An 18,972-nucleotide genomic window follows, 5' to 3' on the forward strand; every position below is an offset into this window, starting at 1 on the left:
ACCGCCGCTCGGAAAGGAATCTCTGTGCCACAGGACGTGACACCGGACCCGCTCTCCCCTTCCGTAGTCAACCCAGATTTCCAGTACGACGGCGATGCCCCTCTAGTCCGCATCAATGCTTTGCGCGGGACCCTCGACGTTTCGGGACTCTCCGAGGACGAAACGAATGTGGTGCTCGAGGCATGGTCACGCTGCGATGCGCGTGTCATCACTGCCGCTGAGGCTGCAGCGACTCCTGCCGACCAAATGTTGCGCCGCGATGACGCAGGCTCTTGGAATGTCTTTCACGAGAACCTCGTCTACAAGGCAACGTCCACCGCGATCATCTCCGGTAAGGGCGATTTGCTCATGTTCCATGGTGCCGCCCTGAAGGACCCAAATTCGTCCAAGACCTTCGTGCTCGTTGCCGAGTCGGGTGGCGGCAAGACCACCGCCACCCGCGAACTCGGGAAGTCCTTTGAATACCTCACGGACGAAACCGTGGGCGTGGATACGGAACTTTCCATCTCCCAGTTCCCCAAGCCGTTGTCAGTTCTTGAGGGCGACATGGTGCGGCCGAAGGTCCAGTACGGTCCGGACAGTTTGGGATTGCTGGAGCCCACGGGCCCGGCTTCCTTGTCCGTGATCTGCTTGCTTCATCGGGACAAGAGCGGTGAATCGACGGGCGCTTCAGCTGAGCGTATCTCCACGACGGAGGCCGTGGCGCTCGTAGCGCCGCAGACTTCGTCTTTGTCCCGCTTGGATCGTGGCCTGGTGCGTTTGTGTGAGGCCATCGACAGCACCCGTGGTGTTTTGCGAATTCACTACTCCGAGGCACGCGATTTGTCTCGCCTCATGTCTGACGTGTTGCATTCGCATCCATCCAAGTGCCCAGCCGCGAAGAGCGCTGAGACGACGCCGGATGATCGATGGGTGCCAGCAGAAAACCTGCGTCCTCTGGACAATCCTCGCTTCACTCCAGTCGGCGATGAATACATGCGACTGAACGTGGACGACGCCATCTACTTCAACGATGGATCGCTCTGCTTGTTGGTGGGCGAAAAGTTCACCACCTTGCGCGGTGTGGGTCCGTTCATTTGGGAAATGCTGGAAACACCGCTGGTGTTCGAGGATCTCGCCGAAGAAGCAGGCGGTATCGACGGTTCGCCGGAGAACCTAGAACAGATTCTCCGAGAAGCGCTTGACTCCATGATCGCCAACGAGATCATCACTCGCGGCGACCTCATCGAGGCTAAATAGCTAAATTCGCGGAACGCGACGCTGTGGTCGTCGTTGCCGCTAATGGCCGAGTCTAGAAACCGCGCCAGTCAGTGATCGGCCAGAGTTTGAAGAACACTCGGCCTATGACGTTTTCCTTTTTCACGAATCGTGCACAGGATTGATCGCCTTGCTCGAGATCCGCATAGCGACAGTTGATGACGGAGTCACTAGAGGCTGAACGGTGATCGCCCATGACCAATACTTCACCTTCAGGGACGGTAATGGGTCCGAAGCATCGGTAGGACTTGTTCTGTGAAGAGCAATCCAAGCTACCTGGCGTGAAGGGGATGTCCTCGAAAATGTAGGGCTCGTTCACGGCCTCGCCGTTGACTTTGAGGGCACCTTCAGCGGTGCAGCACTCAACAGTGTCTCCGCCCTGAGCAATGACTCGCTTGACCAAGAACTTCTCATTCGAAGGTCCGATGCCCGTGAGGTCGCCAAAGCCCTTCGCAATGGTTTCAAGGATGCTCTGGTTCGTATCGGGAATTTCTTCTTCCCACGCGCTATCAGCTTTGAAAACGACCACGTCTCCGCGAGGAGGCTCGGCGCCGTTGTAGGCGAGACGGTTCACCACAATCCGGTCCCCCACGTTCAACGTGGTTTCCATGGACCCAGACGGCACTTGGTAGACCTTGACGAAGAACGCTTGAACCAGCGCCACCACAGCAATCGCGATGATCAAGTTCAGGCAGGTAGACAAAATGACCGAAGGCCACGAGTCTTTCTTCTGCGACTTCTTCTCCGGATCCGTCTGAGGTTTTGCCGCAGTGGTGGATTCGTCGGGGGTCTCTTCAGCCATGAAGAACATCCTATGTGGAAAGTCTGAGCACCGCCGGGGCAGGGGTGCAGCGGAACCATGAGCCAGTGTTGCTTACTAGAGATTCGCAGCCTGATTGACGGCGTCCTCGGCCGCGACCCACGCGAGCATCGCGCACTTCACGCGAGCCGGAAACTTGGAGACGCCAGCGAATGCAGACGCGTCACCCAGCAGTTCTTCATCCGGGGTCTCCGTGCCGCGCGAACGCATAACAGAGCGGAATGCTTCGAGCTGTTCGGTGAACTCCTCGCGTGGCTCTCCCACAGCAAGTTCAGTCAGCACGGAAGCGGACGCCATAGAAATGGAGCAACCCTGCCCCTCCCACTCCAGCCCGGTCACCTTGCCGTCGGCGAAGGTTGCGCGCACACGAATCTCGTCGCCGCACGTGGGGTTGTACTGGTGCGATTCACCGTGTGGATCGGACTCAGCGATCTGTGCAAAACCCTCGCCCACGCGGCGCTTGGAGTGATCCAAGATCACTTGCTGGTACAGCTGCTCTAAGCCGTTCATGAGAATCCTTCGTCGATCTAAGACAAGCCAAAGAAGGGACGCACTTCGGCGACGCGGCGCACCAGTTCATCGACTTCGCTCGGCAACGAATACAAGTAGGTAGAGGCGCGGCTGGTTGCAGCAAGCCCCAGCTTGCGGTGCAGCGGCTGCGCGCAGTGATGGCCCACGCGGATCGCAATGCCGGTGGAGTCCAGGTACTGCCCCACATCGTGTGGGTGAACACCTTCAACATCGAACGCGGCCACGCCGATGCGCGGAATGTTCGTGGGACCCATGACGCGCACGCCAGGGATGGCAGAGAGCCCGTCAACCAATTGCTGGCCGAGCTGGTGCTCCCATGCGGAGATGCGCTCAATGCCCACTTCGCTCAAGTAGTTCACGGCGGAGGCAAGAGCAATCGTCTGAGAAATGCGCTGCGTGCCCGCTTCAAACCGAGTAGGTGCGGGCAAGTATTCGGCACCTTCCATGGTGACCTTGGTGATCATGGACCCGCCGGTCAAGAACGGCGGCATAGCATCCAACAGTTCACGACGTCCATAGAGGCCACCGATTCCGGTGGGACCCAACATCTTGTGTCCGGAGAACGCGGCGAAATCAACGTCCAAGGCCTTGACATCCAACTTCATGTGAGGAGTGGACTGGCATGCATCGAGCACTGTGAAGGCACCCACGCTCTTTGCCAGCGCAACCAACCGCGCAACGTCAGTGACAACGCCCAAAACGTTAGACACGTGGGTGAAGGCGAAAATTTTGGTGCGAGGCCCTACGAGGTGAGCTGCGGCGTCGTAATCAATGGAGCCATCCTCCAGGACGGGCACGTAACGGAAGGTAGCGCCCGTGCGGGCCGCAAGTTCCTGCCACGGAATGAGGTTGGCATGGTGCTCAATTTCGGTGGTGAGGATTTCGTCCCCCGGGCCCAAGCGGAACGGCTTCGCGGCATCCCCGCCGCGGCCAGCCGAAGCGTTGGAGAAGGAGTACGCAATGAGGTTGAGCGCCTCGGTGGCATTGGACGTCCAGACAAGCTCGCGCTCGGTGGCGCCGATGAACTTCGCGACCGTTGCGCGGGCTTCCTCATACAAATCCGTGGCTTCCACGGCAAGGGTGTGCGCACCGCGATGCACGGCGGCGTTGAAAGTTTCGTAGAACTGCTGCTCGGCGTCCCACACCCACTGCGGGGTTTGGGACGTGGCGCCAGAGTCCAAGTAGATGAGCGGGTGGCCGTTCATCTCACGGGAGAGAATCGGGAAATCAGCCCGCAATCGTGTCACTTCTTCAATGGTCAACGATGGGGCAAGCTCTTCAGCCACAAAACTCCTCTAAAGGGGCCCGATTACTCAGGCCTTTGATGCTTGATCGGCTTTGCCGTGAAACTTCTGCTGCGCGGCCACAAGGCCTTCTTTGATCAGCAATTCGGTAGCGTCAGCGGCATCGTCAATCAAGAAAGGAAGATCTTTCACTTCCGTCTTACTAAAATTCTGGAGCACCCAGTCCGCGGTGTCCATGCGTCCGGGCGGGCGGCCCACGCCTACGCGAACGCGCAAATAATCACGCGAGCCCAGAACCTGAGACACGGACTTCAAACCGTTGTGTCCGCCTTCGGAACCGCCGCGTTTGAGCTTAATGCTCGCGAACGGGATATCAATTTCGTCATGAACCACAATGACGTTTTCCTCAGTGACGCCAAAGAACTTGGCAATCTGGCCCACGGGGCCACCTGAGACGTTCATATACGTGGTGGGTTTGACCAGCACTACGCGGGGCCCACCAATCCCTAGACGGCCTGCCAGCACATTGGCTTTGCGAGGCGCATCGAGGGTAAAGCTACCGCCAACGCGGGCCGCAAGTTCATCAAGAACCATGTGGCCCGCGTTGTGACGGTTTCCGGCGTAGTTGGGGCCGGGGTTACCCAGCCCCACCACCATCCAAGAATCAGCCATAAGACTTCAGCAGAATTACTCTGCTGACTCTTCTTCCTTAGCTTCTTCAGCAGCCTCAGTAGCTTCGCCTTCAGCTGCTTCGCCCAAGTCAACCTCAACTGGGATGGAGACGGTTGCAATAACGGTCTCTGGGTCGATCAGCAAGGTGGTGCCAGCTGGGAGCTGGATGTCGCTTGCAAGAACGTTCTCGCCAGCTTCGCGGCCTTCAACGTTGATGACAACGTTCTCTGGCAAGTTAACAGCCTCAGCCTCAACGGAAACCTGTGGGTGCTCAAGGTTGAAGACTGCGCCTGCAGCAACTTCGCCCTCAACGTGAATGTTGACGTCAACGTTGACCTTTTCGCCACGGCGAACCGTGAGGAGGTCGAGGTGATCAACGGTCATCTTGAGTGCGTGGCGCTGAACGTCCTTGACGAGTGCCATGTGCTCTTCGCCGTCCACCTCGATGGTGAGGAGAGCGTTAGCGGTACGAACAGCAAGGGTGGTCTGCTGAGCCGGGAGCAAAACGTGGATTGGCTCTGCACCGTGGCCGTAGATCACTGCAGGGATCTTGCCGGCGCGGCGGGCCTGGCGTGCTGCGCCCTTGCCGAAATCGTCGCGAAGTTCGCCATTCAGCTTGTTGATATCAGACATGTGTCCTCCATAAGAAGTTGTGTTCTTTGCCAGGAGGGGTGGGCTCAACAGATCTCTGGAGCCAGAATAATAACGACGCCGCAGCTCGCTTTCGCGGAATAGCTTGCGGAGTGTTTCATCCTGCCTCGTCGATCACGGTGATTCGCTGGGAGTCACCCTCGCCTTGGCACTTAGGGACAATCTTACCACCTGAACTACACTAAGAAATTGTCTAACTCAAAACCGTATCTGGGGGATATAGTGCCGATCGAAGAAGACCAGCGACAGGGCGAAGGCCTGCGCATAGTAATGTCGGTAATACGGCGATTTTGGCCAATATTAGTGCTTACCACTGTTGCTGGCACTTTATTAGGCCTAGGTTGGAGCGCCCTTCAACCGAAAATGTATGCGTCGACGTCTTCTGGGCTGATCGTCACTCCCAAGTCTTCCTCCATTGGAGAAGCCATTGCTGGCAAAACCCTAGCCGAGGACAGAGCTGCCTCCTATAGTGTGTTGGCAAATTCACAGCGCACCGGCGAGCGTGCAGTCAAGAAATTGACGGAGCAGGGTCTGACCAACCTTCCTCCAGCCGCCACTCTCGCGGGAATGATCACTGCCGAAGTTCCTGCTAACTCAAGCGAGATGCGGCTCACCGCACGTGCATCTCATCCAGCTTTTGCCCAGCAACTTGCGAACGTGTGGGTTGATGCCCTGGCCGAAGAAGCCAAGGCGATTGAGTCAACGAGCATTGACGGCGAAGATCCTGACTTCCAGCCTGCTGTTCAACTCCTCCCCATGACCAAGGGTGCACTGCCAACCGCTCCTTACGCGCCAGACGTCGAGCGGGCGCTGATGATCGGCGCGGCCGCGGGCTTGTTCTTGGGTCTTGTCTGGGCAGCCATCAAGCACTTGCTGGATCGCCGTGTCCGTTCCGTTGAAGCCATTCAAAAGGTGGGACTGTCCGCCATCGGCACGCTCCCTTCTGACCCTCGCTTGTCTAAGGGTCGTCAGGTACTCCCAGTGACCGCCACCAATTCATCGCGCGCTGACCGCAGCAACCACGCTTACGCTGAGGCGCTGCGCGAATTGCGTACCAACCTGGCATACATGGATGTCGACAATCCGCCTCGGGTCGTTGTGATCACCTCGTCAGTTCCAGGCGAAGGCAAGTCCTCCCTTTCCGCTAACTTGGCTGTCACGATCGCCCAGACCGGCCGCGACGTCATTGTGGTGGATGGTGACTTGCGCCGTCCCGTCATCGCAGAGCTCTTCTCGCTTCCGGGAGACGCCGGCTTGACTGACGTTCTCGCGGGCCAAGCCGATCTTGAAGATGTCTTGCAGGACTTTGGCCCCATTCCGAATCTGCAGGTGCTGGCTGCCGGCCGCATCCCTCCAAACCCTTCTGAACTTTTGGCGTCGCAGTCCATGCGGAACCTGTTGGACGTATTGTCTGAGCGCGCTTTTGTCATCATCGATGCGCCACCGCTCTTGCCGGTGACCGACGGTGCCGTCTTGGCCAAAGCGTCCGATGGCGCCCTGATTGTCGTCAAGGCCGGAAAGCCCACCATCGATGAGCTCGCCAAGGCAACAGAAAATCTTGATCGCGTAGGAGCAAACAGGCTCGGCGTCATCCTGAACCAGGTACCAACCAAGGGCGCCGATGCATCCCGCTACGGCTACTACGGAAAGTACTATTCCAAGACGGAGACAAAGGCGAAGGTAGCGAACAACAAGCGCTCAGTCGCTGTTGCACCCCAGCCCATCTTCTCGGAATTTGAAGGTCAGGCCATACCGTCGCTTAAAGATGGCACTTCTGCTGGCAACCATGCGGCACCGCAGCAAGCATCTCGCGCCGTAGGAGGAACTGACACCGCCACGGATCAGATTCAGGCTGTACATCCACGCCAAACAGCCAAGCCCTCGTCCTCAGCAAGCAGACGAGCTACACACCAGGAGTCAGCAAATGGGGAGAACTTCGACGACATCCTGTTCGGTGGGGCCCACGTCCGTAAGCCTCACGACAAGAAGTAAACGTCATAAGTGAAAGATGCCGGGAGGAACAAGAAAGTTCCTCCCGGCATCTTTGTGTCTAGATCCTTGCAGATACCTACCTAGTGACCTCCAGGATCCTGTGTGCTGACAAGCTCCTCAGTGGCCAAGATTCGGTAGATCGCTGGCTTGAGGGCCGCTTCCATGCGGTCGTAGGCATCGTCTTCGAGTTTGTACGGGTCAGGAACGTCGAAATTCGTGACGTCTTCGAGAGGGATTCGGGAACGCACTCGAGACGCAAGCACGCCGATTCCTTTCCAACGCTTGGACACGCTGGCAGGGTCTCCCCCACGAACCAACTCCGAGGCTGGATCCGCGGCAAGCATGTCAAAAAGCTCAGCAAACATCATGATGGAGTACGCGCGCTTGAGCATGCGAGGCGACTCCTTAACGGCATCCGCACGATGCTCTTCGGCCATGGCAAAAACGATGTCATAGGGCACGTTCATGACGTTGTGAAGAACCCGTGGCTGGTGCCCCGTCGGGTCACCGCCGGCCGCGATCAGACGCTCGCTCGAACGACGATCCATCTCGTGCCCCAGCATCGCCATAGTGCCGGCCGAAGTCACGTTGAATTGTCCTGGGTGAAGCGAATCAAGGCCCGCCTGAAGCAAGCGCTCGGCGTATGGAGATCGGCAAATATTGCCAGTGCATACCGTGAGCAGAATGATCATCGTGCCACTTGCTCGGCGTCGTCTGAATCATCAGCATGTGGAGCAGCGGTTTCCTGCTCTTCAAAACCCTCTTCGGCTGCTTCGTTGAGCTGCGCTTCAAGATCATCTACCAAGTCAAAAATGGCCTGAGATCCCGCCACCGGCCCTGCGGCCAAGAGCTGGTCGGCACCGAAGACCACGCCCCACGGTGTCCCAAACTGAGCAAAGAGCTTGCTCAGTGAGCCGCTTTCATCGATCAGTGGCATAGGGATCCTGGAGGTATCATGCCCCACGAGCTCAGCAGGAATCGTGTTGGGATCGCCAACTACGGCTTGCAATTTGAGCGGATGAATGCGCTCCGCGATTTCCTCCCATCGATTCATCACCATGACGCACGAGCCGCAACCCGGGCTGAGTTTCACCAAGAACACGGCGCTGGAAGCTGCCAATTCGCGCAGGGTGACGTCCCCGCCGTCGGTGTTCTTGAGCGTATGGAAAGGAATAGGGGTGCGGATGTAATCGAGCAGTTCGTCATCCGACAGCTCCCCCACGGTACCGGGGTTCTGCGAGACGGGAGCAGGTTCGCTTGAGGCGAGCTGCGGCGTCGTACTGCGAAGCGAATCCCACAAAATGACGGAAGCGACCGCGGCAGGAATCAGCAAACCGAGCGCGTATAGCCAGCCGGAGCCGCCCAGTTGCTGGACCCACGAGAAATTCCACGCGTTCGTGGACAACGAGCCAACCACCGCGAGAAGCGCGACGCCGACCAAAACGTAATTACGGAGCAGCGTGGAGCCAGAAACCGTGGCCTGGGACCACTCGCCGAAGCAATTGCAGGAGGCGCCATCGTTGCGCTTCACGGCCTGAGCCACGAGGACAAGGTACGCCACAAACAGGGCCAAAGCTGCCAGCGTCACCAGCAACTGCACCCAGCCCCACGTCACCAACAAGAGAACGCCAAGAATGATTTCCGCCCACGGAAGCCCGCGGCGGAACAGCGCACCAGAGAACGCTGAAGGCACCTGCAGGGACGTGAAAGCGGCGTCCGTAGACGCGGGAGATTTGAGTTTCGAAATGCCGCTGACAACGAGCACCACGCACAGTGTTGGAATAGCGGCGAACCACAAAATGCCCACAAGACCCCCTAGTCAGTGACGGAATGGTCCTGAGGGCTGGGAACGTCCCGCAAGGCCATAAAGCGGAGTATGACTACCCCTACCACGCCGCCCAACACTGCTCCTGCACTATTGGACAGAAAATCGGTTAGATCCAGTCTACGGTGTGGAAGTACAAGACCTTGAGTAATTTCTATACCCGCGCTCGCGAGGATCGCCAGAAGCGTCCAAAACCACGGCTTGGCCTTGTAGAAAATGATGCAGAAGGCGAGGACCGGGATAAAGAAAACGATGCCGTTGGCAAGGATTTCAGCCTGGTCCGGGCCGAATCCCGGTGGATTGCCAAGCAGTGTGCGCATCTTCCACCAGAAGTCCAGATTGATGCGATGAATGCGGCCGCCGTTGGGCCAGAAGAAGAGGAAGAACGCGGCGCCCAAATAGGCGAGCAAAAGAACTGACCCCACGATCCGCGCGATGCGGGGTGGGGTCAGTTTCAGAGACATTTTCTCGGCGATAACGGTTAGGCGTTTCCGTCGAAGAGCGAGGTCACGGAGCCGTCTTCGAAGACTTCCTTGATAGCACGCGCGATGAGCGGTGCAATCGAGAGAACCGTGAGCTGTGGGAAGCGCTTTGCAGCTGGGATTGGAAGCGTGTTGGTGACAACTACTTCCAAGGCGCCGCATTCGGACAAGCGCTGCGCTGCTGGGTCAGAGAAGACACCGTGCGTTGCTGCGATGATGACGTCCTTAGCGCCAGCTTCCTTGAGGACGCGGACTGCGCCGGCGATGGTTCCGCCGGTGTCGATCATGTCGTCGATGAGCACGCAGGTGCGGCCTTCGATGTTACCCACCACGGTCTTGGAGACAGCCTGGTTAGGAACCGTGAGGTCGCGCGACTTGTGCACGAACGCGAGCGGAACGCCGCCCAAACGGTCTGCCCACTGCTCGGCCACGCGCACGCGTCCGGTGTCTGGGGAAACCACGGTGATGGGGGAATCGCCCACGCGGCCGCGGATGTAATCAGCCAAGAGCGGGATGGCGAAGAGGTGGTCCACGGGGCCGTCGAAGAAGCCCTGGATCTGAGCGGTGTGCAAGTCCACGGACATGATGCGGGATGCGCCAGCGGTCTTGTAAAGATCAGCGATCAAACGAGCAGAAATCGGCTCGCGGCCACGGCCCTTCTTGTCCTGACGAGCGTAAGGGTAGAACGGGGAGACCACGGTGATACGGCGAGCGGAAGCGCGCTTCATGGAGTCCACCATGATGAGCTGCTCCATGAGCCAGTTGTTCAGTGGAGCCGGGTGCGACTGGATGATGAAGACATCCTTACCGCGGACGCTCTCGCCCGAACGGACGTAGATCTCGCCGTTGGCGAAGTCGTAGGCTCCCATGGGAAGCAACTCCGTGCCTAGCTCCTTGGCGATTTCCTCAGCCAGTTCAGGGTGCGCGCGGCCAGAGGCCAGCACCAATTTCTTGTCTACGTTATGGCTGATTTCACTCATGCGTTAGGCTCCTGGGCGATCTGATTTTGAGGGGTTTGTGCTCGCTGGGCGGCTTGCGCTGCTGGCGTACCGGGACGCTTATCTTGCGTCCAGCCTTCCATATTCTTTTGTTGAGCAAACGTGATGGCCAGGGCTCCGGCGGGGACGTCCTTACGTACGACGGCGCCTGCCCCGGTATAGGCTCCATCCCCTACGGACACGGGTGCCACGAAGACGGAGTTCGAGCTGGTGCGGACATGGCTGCCGATCTGCGTACGGTGCTTATTGACGCCGTCGTAATTAGCAGTGATATTTCCGCAACCAATGTTCGTGTATTCGCCGATTTCTGCGTCACCCATGTAACCCAAGTGGGAGAGCTTGGAGCCCTTGCCCACGGTCACGTTCTTGGTTTCGTAGAAAGCGCCGATCTTGGCTTCTTCGCCCAGCTTAGTCCCCGGACGCACGTATGCGAATGGGCCAACCGTTGAGTGGTCTGCAAACTCAGCGTCCGTCGCAACAGATCGCGTGACGTTGGCGCCTTGTCCCACGCGCACGTTGGTGAGCGTGGTGTCTGGGCCGATCACAGCGTCCGTGCCCACAATCGTGTGGCCATGAAGCTGCGTGCCTGGCTTGATGGTGACGTCGTTGGAGAGGATGACCTCTACGTCGATCCACGTGGTGTCTGGGTCAATGATGCCCACGCCCTGCTTCATCCACTCATCGAGGATGCGGCGGTTCATTTCCTTGCCCAAGGTTGCGAGCTGTCGGCGATCGTTAGCGCCTTCAACCTGCCAGCGGTCCTGCGTGGCAACAGCGGCGACGCGGCCGCCGGCTGCGCGAGCCAACCCCAGGACGTCCGTGAGGTACTTTTCCTGCTGCACGTTGTCCGTGGAGACCTGCGGGAGCGCATTGCGGAGGATCTCGGCGTCGAAAGCGTAGATGCCCGAGTTGACCTCGTTGATCTTGCGCTCTTCTTCCGTGGCGTCCTTGTGTTCGCGGATGCCGGAGACAGAGCCGTCTTCTTCGCGGATGATGCGACCGTAGCCGGTGGGATCATCGAGGACTGCGGTCAGTACGGTGACGGCATTGCCATCCTTCTTGTGGACCGCAACGAGCTCTGCAAGGAGTTCGGTGGTCAACAGCGGGACGTCGCCGTAGGTCACCACGACGGTTCCCTGAACCGGTCCCCCGTTAGCCGCGTCAACGGCTTCGAGTCCCTGTTCCACGGCACGGCCGGTGCCTGGGACGTCATCCTGATCGGCAATGATGATGCCCGGAAGGATGTTGGTGATGTGCTCTGCAACGCGGTCGCGCTCAAAGCGGACGACGGCGGCAAGATGCTGAGGATCGAGTCCTTGGGCCGCGGCGAGAGCGTGTCCCACCATAGAGCGGCCGCAGATCTCATGCATGATCTTTGGCTTGGCGGACTTCATACGTGTTCCGGCCCCTGCGGCCAGCACGATGACGGCGGCAGGCGAGTGGTTGTCCACGGTCAAGTTATAACTCCCGAGTACGGTTCTCATGTGCCTCAATAGTTCACGTCATGAGTCATGCTCGCGAGCTGTTGGGGCCAGTCATCGTGACTGGTTCCGCCCATAGGACTCGAACCTATACTCCACAGCTCCAAAGGCTGGGGTGCTGCCATTACACCAGAGCGGAATGTGCTCGAACCAGTCAAGCACAGTCATTCATTGTGCCATATTTGCGAGTTGGTTTTGTGCATCGTGTCTTCCAGATCACTACTGCCGTTCGGTTCCGGACGTGTGCTCTAAAGGCGTTCCGCCGGGCCAAACCGAGCGAAGTTTCAGCGCTAGTCTTGCGCTTGGCTAGTACGCGCCGTCCGAGGTCAGGACCGCACGAACGGTCTTGAAGAGGATCACCATGTCCTGAATCAGGGACCAGTTCTCCACGTAATACAAGTCCAAGCGAACACTGTCTTCCCAGCTGAGCGCAGAGCGCCCGGAGACTTGCCAGAGGCCTGTGATGCCGGGCTGGACCAGGAACTTGCGGTGCACGTGCTTTTCGTACGCTTGCACTTCATCCGGAACGGGCGGGCGTGGGCCCACGAGGCTCATTTCACCGACCAGGACGTTCCAGAGCTGCGGCAGCTCATCGATGCTGTAGCGGCGGATAAAGGCGCCGACCTTGGTGATCCGCGGATCCTTCACGATCTTGAAGAGCACACCATTGCCTTCGTTCTGGTCCATGAGATCTGCCTTCTTGGCTTCAGCATCAGGAACCATAGAACGGAATTTGTGCATGTGGAAGATTTCGCCCCCCTTGCCCACGCGCTTTTGGTGGAAGAAAATCGGTCCACGCGACTCCATCCGAATGGCGATCGTCGTCACGAGAAAGAGTGGAGAGAGCAAGAGGAGGCCGACTCCAGCACCGATGACATCAGACGCTCGCTTGGCAAAGCCTTTGATGCCCTCGAGCTTCGGGGTGGAGACGTGGATGAGCGGCAGGCCGTTGACGGGCTGCGTGTGAATTCGGGGGCCGGCCACGTCCGTGAGGGCTGGCGCCATAATGAGGGAGATTCCGCGGTCCTGGAGTTCCCAACCGAGACTACGCATCACACGCGGGCTCAACATGGAACCAGAAGACACTGCAAGGGCTTCAACCTCGTACTCATCCACGGCGGCCAGGATGCCGTCGATGTCACGCGAAACTCCAGCCACCGGAATGGGCAGTTCGTCACCGCTCGGCGAAGACACGGCATAGCCAGGCATGTAGGCCGCGACCGGGACGTAGCCGGCTTCGGGAGTCTCGTTCAGGTTGTTATAGAGGTGCAAGACCGTGGACGGTCCGCCGACAATCATGAGCTTTCGGGTGAAATACCCCTCGTGGCGCTTTCTCGAGAGATGCCGCCGGTAGAACCAGCGTCCAAGGATCAAGAACAGCACACCAGCCGGAAGCGCGAGGCCCACGTAGCCTCGAGCAGTTTGAATCCCGAAGGCGTAAGAGAAGATGGCGATAGCGCCGAAAAGATAAAGCGAAGCAACGGCGATGCGTTTGTATTCCTCGGAGCCAATACCAATGATCTTGACGTCGCGGGAGCCCCAGAGGTCCAAGAGAATCAGCCAGAAAATCGCGATTCCCGCGGACAGCCAGCCGTAGTCAGCCGGTATGGTGCCCTCGAGTTCTGCACCAGAGAAGCCACCGAAGCGATATACCTGAGCCACGGCCATCGCAAGAGCAATCGCGACGGCATCAATGATCGCTAGGACCGTGGGAATGCCAATCCACCACGGTTTGCCTAAGACTTTCACCGACTATCAGCACCTTCAACGGAATCATTCAACATGGGAACGAGAATCGAATGGTTGGAGGGTCGATCTGTGTGTGGAACGTAGATCCCCCAAATCCGCTTCCTTGCTGAATATTAGTCCTTTGAATGCATTTTTCCCAAAGGCTGAATTTATTGCTTCGACTTTTAAGCAATTGTGACACTTCACCATTGGGAACACCGCGTCTCGCCGGTTTCGGAACGCCCTAACCGACGATTTCCGACAGCTCTAGCCAGCGCTCCTCGAGCGTCGCAACTTCGTCCTCAAACTCACGCAGTTCCTCGTTGAGGGCGCGCAGTCCATCAAAGTCACTCTGATCATGAGCAGCCATCTTCGCGTGCACCTTTTCAATGCTTTGCGAGAGCTTCTGAAGTCGGCGATCGATCGTCGTAATTTCCTTTTGCGCCGCACGACGCTCGGCCCCGGATACCGCAGGGGTATCTGCGGAGGCGGGCTGCGTCGTCGTACTGGATTTTGAGGACGACGGCGCAGCACCAGTCAGTGCCTCTTCCTCCGTGCGCAGGCGCAAATACTCGTCGACGCCGCCGGGCAAATGCCGCAGCTTCCCGCCGAAGAGGGCGTATTGCTGATCCGTGACACGCTCGAGGAAGTAGCGGTCGTGCGAAACCACTATCAGCGTGCCCGGCCACGTATCGAGGAGGTCCTCCATCGCGGCGAGCATGTCCGTGTCCAAGTCATTGGTGGGCTCGTCCAGGATCAGAATGTTCGGCCGTTCCAAGAGGATCATGAGCAGCTGAAGACGGCGCTTCTGGCCACCGGAGAGGTCCTTAATGGGCGTTGACAAGTGGTTTGTCGAAAAGCCGAGGCGCTCCAAGAGCTGGCCAGGGGTCAGATCCTGCGCCTTCGAACCGGAACCGATCGTGTAAGACGTGCGGAGTCGGCTGATGACTTCACGCACGGGGCTGTTGATGAAGTCCGCGAGCTCGTCGAGCTTCTGCGAGAGCGTGGCGACCTTGACGGTCTTGCCGCGCTTCACGCGGCCGGCCGTTGGCTCAACCGTTCCATCAATGAGTCCTAGGAGCGTGGACTTGCCGGCGCCGTTGACGCCGAGAATGCCCGTGCGCTCCCCGGGAGCCAGGCGCCATTCGATTTTCTTGAGGACGTCCTTGCCCGGGTAAGACACGGATGCGTCGAGGATGTCTACAACGTCGCGGCCCAAGCGGGTAACAGCGAGCGATGCGAGTTCGACCTTGTCGCGAATCTCGGGAACGTCCGCGATGAGCGCGTTGGCGGCATCGATGCGGAACTTCGGCTTAGAGGTTCGAGCTGGGGCGCCGCGGCGCAACCAAGCAAGTTCCTTCTTCGCCAAGTTCTGGCGCTTGGATTCGATGGACGCAGCCTGACGGTCGCGCTCCACACGCTGCAGAATGTACGCCGCGTAGCCGCCTTCGAACGGTTCCACGATGCCATCGTGAACTTCCCATGTCTTCGTGGAGACTTCGTCGAGGAACCAACGGTCGTGAGTGACTACCAGCAGGCCGCCCTGATTGGCGCGCCAGCGGTTCTTGAGGTGGTTGGCGAGCCAGTGCACGCCTTCCACGTCTAAGTGGTTGGTGGGCTCGTCGAGCATGAGGACATCGTGCTCACCGAGGAGCAGCTTCGCGAGCGCCACGCGACGCTTCTGGCCACCCGAGAGGTCCTCAACCTTTGCGTGCCAGTCGACTTCCTTGACGAGGCCGTCCATGACATCGCGCGCGGTGCGGTTGGATGCCCATTCGTGTTCGTCGGCGTCACCCACAATGGCTTCACCCACGGTTATGTCACCGTCGAGGACGTCTTGCTGGTCTAGATAACCGACCGTCAGGCCACCCACCCAGGTGACGCGGCCGCTATCTGCCTCACTGCGCTTAGCGAGCAAACGCATGAGCGTGGACTTGCCGTCACCGTTGCGGCCCACCATACCGATGCGGTCGCCCTCGTTCAGGCCCAAGCTGGCGCCATCCAAGATGACTCGACCGTTAAACGCGATCGAAAGATTCTCTGCACCCAACAAGTGAGCCATGTATGTCCTTTGTCCTACTCTTGCGGTCTAGTTGCCGCGAAATACAGCGTGGTGGTTAACTACCGCGGCGCCATTGGCTGGGCCGCTGACCACCAACGCGTCAACATCAAGTTCTTCATTAATCAGCGTGCGCAGTTGCTCCGCGTGAGTCTTGCTTTCTGCGAGGAAAGCAATGGTGGGGCCAGAACCGGAGACAATTCCCCGAACAGCGCCCAAGCGCTCACCGGTACCAATCACGGTGTCGATCTCCGGCGCCAAGTGAATGGCGGCCTGCTCCATATCATTGCGCAGATTCAGGCCCAGTGCGTTCACGTCTGCCGTGACGAGGGCCTGCACGGTGTCGATATCCACCTCGTGCGGGGCTTCAACGTCTTGATCAGCGCGCAGCTTGTCCAAGGTCCGGTAGACCTCTGGAGTGCTCAGGCCGTAGCTTGCGGGAACTAAGACCCAGTACGTCGAGCGACGAAGGAGCATGGGCGAAACTTGGTCACCGATCCCCAATCCCACAGCCGCTCCCCCGAACAGGGCAAACGGAATGTCAGCGCCCAACTTGGCGCCAACTACCGCAAGCTCTTCGCGATTCAAGCCGCAATCCCACAAAGCATTGCACGCCACGAGCGCGGCCGCCGCATCCGCGGAGCCACCACCCATGCCGCCAGCAATAGGAACGCGCTTGGTCACTTCAAGATCAGCACCCATGGTCACACCGGTGTAGCGTCGCAGCTCATCGGCCGCGCGCACCACAAGGTTGTCCTTGCCCAGAGGGAAGGTCTCCGGATCCGCAAACGGTGCGGAATCGGGGTGCAGCGAAATGGTGAATTCGGAGTCCATGCGTTCGCTCGCGCGAACGTCTTCGAACAAGCTCACGGCAAGATAGATGGTGGCCACCGAGTGGTACCCATCCTCACGCGGCGGACCGACTTCGAGAGACACATTGATTTTGCCGGGGGCTCGCGCCACCACGCTTTTCAGGCCGATCATTTCCCGATCCCTTGGACTCAAGGCTCCGTGGTTATTCACTACCAGCCGTGGCTTAGTCATGCGTCACCACCCGATGTTGGTTCCGCGTCTGCGCCGGGGGGAGCCTCACCCGAGGTCGTTTCGGCATTCGTACCCGAGACAGCTCCAGCACCCGCACCCTCACCAGACCCTGCCCGGGCGATAGCCGCGAACTGCTCGATGCTCAGCGTTTCACCACGTGCTTGCGGGCTGACACCTGCGGCCACCAGAATCTCTTCGGCTCGGGCTGCAGAACCGGCCCACGTCGCGAGAGCGGCGCGCAAAGTCTTGCGGCGCTGCGCGAAAGCAGCATCAATCACGGCGAATACGTCTTCGCGCTGCACGTCCCCAACGAGCGGCTTCGCGTGACGTTCAAAAGCAACGAGACCAGAGTGGATCTTCGGCGCCGGCCAGAAGACGTTCATGCCAATGACGCCGGCCTTCTTCACATCGGCGTACCACGCGGACTTTGCAGAAGGGACACCGTAAATCCTGGTGCCGGGACCTGCAGCAAGTCGGTCCGCGACTTCGTCCTGCACCATCACCAGACCGTGTTGGATGGACGGGAAGTGTTCAAAGAAATGCAACAACACGGGAACCGCCACGTTGTATGGGAGGTTCGCGACGAGCGCGGTGGGCTGCGGATCGGGCAGCTCGGTCACGTCCATGGCGTCGCTGAGGATGACGTTGAAGTCCTGCTCGCGCCCCGGACGGTATTCAGTCACGGTGCGCGGCAAGCGCTCGGCGAGCTTTGTATCAATCTCCACAGCCACCACAGACTTCGCGGCATCGAGCAGTCCAAGAGTCAGCGATCCGAGGCCGGGTCCGATCTCCACTACCGTCTCGTCAGGGCCTACTTTCGCGGCCGCGACGATGCGACGGATGGTGTTTCCGTCGATCACAAAGTTCTGTCCGAGGGTCTTGGTAGGCCGCACACCCACCTCCTCCGCGAGACGACGAATGTCGGTGGCTCCAAGGAGCTGGGCGGAGTTCGGGGCGTCAGTCACGCAGTCCATCCTAATGAAACAGAGCCGGAGCGGTTTAATACCACCCCGGCTCTGTGGAAGAGCACTCGCATTATTGCGAATATTTTTTAGCGCAAGCCCAACTTGGACGAGCATGCTGGCCAGTGTCCCCATCCACCGGAAGCGCGAAGCTTCTCGGCTGCGGCGATCTGCTGCGAAGCGGATGCCTGGTGTGGGTAGGCGGCGTACTGCGTGCCGCCGACTGCCCGCCAGCTAGAGAGCGAGAACTGCAGTCCGCCGTAGTAACCGTTGCCAGTGTTAGTGGCCCAGTTTCCCCCGGATTCGCACTGAGCCAGGGCGGCCCATGCACCGGAAACGTTGGTAGGTGCAGTTGCGGTCTTAGAGGACGACGACGCAGCTTGCGTTTCCTTGGCAGCTGCAGTCTGAGTTGCAGCCTTCGTGGCAGTTGCGGTCTGGGTTGCAGCCTTTGCGGCAGCTTCCCTAGTAGCGGTTTCCTTAGCAGCAGCAGCCTTAGCGGCGGCGGTCTGAGCAGCGGCGGTCTGAGCAGCGGCGGCCTGGCGTGCAGCTTCAGCAACCTTGGCGGCTTCAGCCTTCTTGGCGGCAGCAGCGGCCTGAGCGGTGGCAGCCTTCTTAGCAGCAGCCTTCTTAGCAGCAGCTTCCTTGGCGGCGGCAACCTTCTTGTCAGCCTCGGCCTTTTCAGCAGCAGCCTTTTCAGCAGCTGCGTCGGCAAGAGCGTCAGCCGTGGTGATGGTCAGCGTCGAGTTGAGGCTGGTCAAGGGGGTGTTCTCGTCGAGGGAGATCTTGGAGCCGGACTCGATACCCAGCTGCTTGATGAGATCTTCCACGGTCAACCCGGTGGTGCTCACAACACGGCTAGAGCCGTCGATGGAAACCTCCACACCTTTTTCGGTGAGGACGTTGATGGTCTGGCCAGCTGCGATAGGAGCATCCAGGGCCGGTGAAACTTGATCTTCGGCGCCAACCGTGACGTTAGCAGCGGTGAGAGCGTCTGCGACGGTCGATCCAAACATGGAGACGGTGCGCTCTTGGCCATCTACCGAAAGGGCGACGGTCTTCTGAAAAGAGGTGACGTAGAACAGGCCACCAATGAGGGCTAGAACTACGAGGGCTTGTACTGAGAGCTTTACCCAGCGGTTTTTTGCGGCATGAAGCACGAGATTCCAAACGACGGTGAATCCGGGCACGGGGGGTGGGTATGCACACTCAACCGCACCGCTAGAACG

The 18,972-nt window shown here is 59.1% G+C and carries 17 protein-coding genes and 1 tRNA gene; 2 read left to right on the plus strand and 16 right to left on the minus strand.

Annotation, left to right across the window (positions count from 1 at the left end; genetic code table 11):
* The first annotated feature begins 24 nt into the window (after positions 1-24).
* Positions 25-1,239 (plus strand): hypothetical protein, encoded by a 1,215-nt coding sequence (locus BKA12_RS06590; protein WP_183641652.1) that lies wholly within the window; start codon positions 25-27, stop codon positions 1,237-1,239.
* A 52-nt stretch (positions 1,240-1,291) separates the two neighbouring features.
* On the opposite strand, the gene lepB is transcribed toward BKA12_RS06590, so the two are convergent.
* From lepB to BKA12_RS06615, 5 genes are all read right to left on the minus strand, one after another.
* On the minus strand, positions 1,292-2,059 hold the full coding sequence (gene lepB / locus BKA12_RS06595) for a signal peptidase I (RefSeq protein WP_183641654.1): 768 nt from the start codon (positions 2,057-2,059) through the stop codon (positions 1,292-1,294).
* Between the two features lie 75 nt (positions 2,060-2,134).
* Complete coding sequence (gene sufU, locus BKA12_RS06600; protein WP_183641657.1) at positions 2,135-2,587, minus strand: Fe-S cluster assembly sulfur transfer protein SufU; 453 nt, start codon at positions 2,585-2,587, stop codon at positions 2,135-2,137.
* Between the two features lie 17 nt (positions 2,588-2,604).
* Complete coding sequence (locus tag BKA12_RS06605; RefSeq protein ID WP_338087452.1) at positions 2,605-3,894, minus strand: aminotransferase class V-fold PLP-dependent enzyme; 1,290 nt, start codon at positions 3,892-3,894, stop codon at positions 2,605-2,607.
* A gap of 27 nt (positions 3,895-3,921) precedes the next feature.
* On the minus strand, positions 3,922-4,524 hold the full coding sequence (gene pth / locus BKA12_RS06610) for an aminoacyl-tRNA hydrolase (protein ID WP_183641660.1): 603 nt from the start codon (positions 4,522-4,524) through the stop codon (positions 3,922-3,924).
* 15 nt (positions 4,525-4,539) lie between these two features.
* Complete coding sequence (locus tag BKA12_RS06615; protein ID WP_183641664.1) at positions 4,540-5,157, minus strand: 50S ribosomal protein L25/general stress protein Ctc; 618 nt, start codon at positions 5,155-5,157, stop codon at positions 4,540-4,542.
* A gap of 492 nt (positions 5,158-5,649) precedes the next feature.
* Here BKA12_RS06615 and BKA12_RS06620 point away from each other — a divergent pair, with 492 nt between their 5' ends.
* Positions 5,650-7,167, plus strand: a complete 1,518-nt coding sequence (locus BKA12_RS06620; protein ID WP_183641667.1) for a tyrosine-protein kinase domain-containing protein — start codon at positions 5,650-5,652, stop codon at positions 7,165-7,167.
* A gap of 80 nt (positions 7,168-7,247) precedes the next feature.
* Here the strand turns inward: BKA12_RS06620 and BKA12_RS06625 are convergent, their stop codons facing one another.
* The 11 genes from BKA12_RS06625 to BKA12_RS12505 all read right to left on the minus strand — a co-directional run bounded on the left by BKA12_RS06625 (position 7,248) and on the right by BKA12_RS12505 (position 18,933).
* On the minus strand, positions 7,248-7,859 hold the full coding sequence (locus BKA12_RS06625; RefSeq protein ID WP_183641670.1) for an arsenate-mycothiol transferase ArsC: 612 nt from the start codon (positions 7,857-7,859) through the stop codon (positions 7,248-7,250).
* Positions 7,856-8,974: a TlpA family protein disulfide reductase gene (locus BKA12_RS06630; protein WP_183641673.1), complete on the minus strand. Its 1,119-nt coding sequence runs from the start codon at positions 8,972-8,974 to the stop codon at positions 7,856-7,858. Before BKA12_RS06630 ends, BKA12_RS06625 begins: the two co-directional genes overlap by 4 nt.
* A gap of 8 nt (positions 8,975-8,982) precedes the next feature.
* Positions 8,983-9,456: a VanZ family protein gene (locus BKA12_RS06635; RefSeq protein ID WP_183641676.1), complete on the minus strand. Its 474-nt coding sequence runs from the start codon at positions 9,454-9,456 to the stop codon at positions 8,983-8,985.
* Positions 9,457-9,473: 17 nt separating this feature from the next.
* Entirely contained in the window at positions 9,474-10,454 is a 981-nt protein-coding gene (locus BKA12_RS06640) for a ribose-phosphate diphosphokinase (RefSeq protein ID WP_183641679.1), read from the minus strand.
* Positions 10,451-11,929 (minus strand): bifunctional UDP-N-acetylglucosamine diphosphorylase/glucosamine-1-phosphate N-acetyltransferase GlmU, encoded by a 1,479-nt coding sequence (gene glmU / locus BKA12_RS06645; RefSeq protein ID WP_183644698.1) that lies wholly within the window; start codon positions 11,927-11,929, stop codon positions 10,451-10,453. The genes BKA12_RS06640 and glmU overlap by 4 nt, the downstream gene beginning before the upstream one ends.
* An 88-nt stretch (positions 11,930-12,017) precedes the next feature.
* Positions 12,018-12,092 (minus strand) — tRNA-Gln (locus BKA12_RS06650).
* Positions 12,093-12,259: 167 nt separating this feature from the next.
* Complete coding sequence (locus BKA12_RS06655; protein ID WP_338087453.1) at positions 12,260-13,702, minus strand: sugar transferase; 1,443 nt, start codon at positions 13,700-13,702, stop codon at positions 12,260-12,262.
* Between the two features lie 223 nt (positions 13,703-13,925).
* Positions 13,926-15,743 (minus strand): ABC-F family ATP-binding cassette domain-containing protein, encoded by a 1,818-nt coding sequence (locus tag BKA12_RS06660; RefSeq protein ID WP_183641682.1) that lies wholly within the window; start codon positions 15,741-15,743, stop codon positions 13,926-13,928.
* Positions 15,744-15,770: 27 nt separating this feature from the next.
* The gene (locus BKA12_RS06665; RefSeq protein ID WP_183641685.1) at positions 15,771-16,724 is read right to left on the minus strand and encodes a 4-(cytidine 5'-diphospho)-2-C-methyl-D-erythritol kinase; all 954 of its coding nucleotides are present in this window, start codon (positions 16,722-16,724) and stop codon (positions 15,771-15,773) included.
* Positions 16,725-16,780: 56 nt separating this feature from the next.
* Entirely contained in the window at positions 16,781-17,758 is a 978-nt protein-coding gene (gene rsmA, locus BKA12_RS06670) for a 16S rRNA (adenine(1518)-N(6)/adenine(1519)-N(6))-dimethyltransferase RsmA (RefSeq protein ID WP_183641688.1), read from the minus strand.
* A 77-nt stretch (positions 17,759-17,835) separates the two neighbouring features.
* Positions 17,836-18,933, minus strand: a complete 1,098-nt coding sequence (locus tag BKA12_RS12505; protein WP_183641691.1) for a transglycosylase family protein — start codon at positions 18,931-18,933, stop codon at positions 17,836-17,838.
* Between the last annotated feature and the right edge of the window lie 39 nt (positions 18,934-18,972).

Source organism: Neomicrococcus lactis, from assembly GCF_014200305.1.
Lineage (GTDB): Bacteria > Actinomycetota > Actinomycetes > Actinomycetales > Micrococcaceae > Neomicrococcus > Neomicrococcus lactis.

Bases quoted from the DNA above. Each gene is read 5' to 3' on its own strand.
- BKA12_RS06625 (WP_183641670.1), bottom strand. From the start codon at position 7,859: ATGATCATTCTGCTCACGGTATGCACTGGCAATATTTGCCGATCTCCA.
- BKA12_RS06615 (WP_183641664.1), bottom strand. From the start codon at position 5,157: ATGTCTGATATCAACAAGCTGAATGGCGAACTTCGCGACGATTTCGGC.
- pth (WP_183641660.1), bottom strand. From the start codon at position 4,524: ATGGCTGATTCTTGGATGGTGGTGGGGCTGGGTAACCCCGGCCCCAAC.
- lepB (WP_183641654.1), bottom strand. From the start codon at position 2,059: ATGGCTGAAGAGACCCCCGACGAATCCACCACTGCGGCAAAACCTCAG.
- BKA12_RS06665 (WP_183641685.1), bottom strand. From the start codon at position 16,724: ATGATCGGCCTGAAAAGCGTGGTGGCGCGAGCCCCCGGCAAAATCAAT.
- sufU (WP_183641657.1), bottom strand. From the start codon at position 2,587: ATGAACGGCTTAGAGCAGCTGTACCAGCAAGTGATCTTGGATCACTCC.
- rsmA (WP_183641688.1), bottom strand. From the start codon at position 17,758: ATGGACTGCGTGACTGACGCCCCGAACTCCGCCCAGCTCCTTGGAGCC.
- BKA12_RS06660 (WP_183641682.1), bottom strand. From the start codon at position 15,743: ATGGCTCACTTGTTGGGTGCAGAGAATCTTTCGATCGCGTTTAACGGT.
- BKA12_RS06635 (WP_183641676.1), bottom strand. From the start codon at position 9,456: ATGTCTCTGAAACTGACCCCACCCCGCATCGCGCGGATCGTGGGGTCA.
- BKA12_RS06640 (WP_183641679.1), bottom strand. From the start codon at position 10,454: ATGAGTGAAATCAGCCATAACGTAGACAAGAAATTGGTGCTGGCCTCT.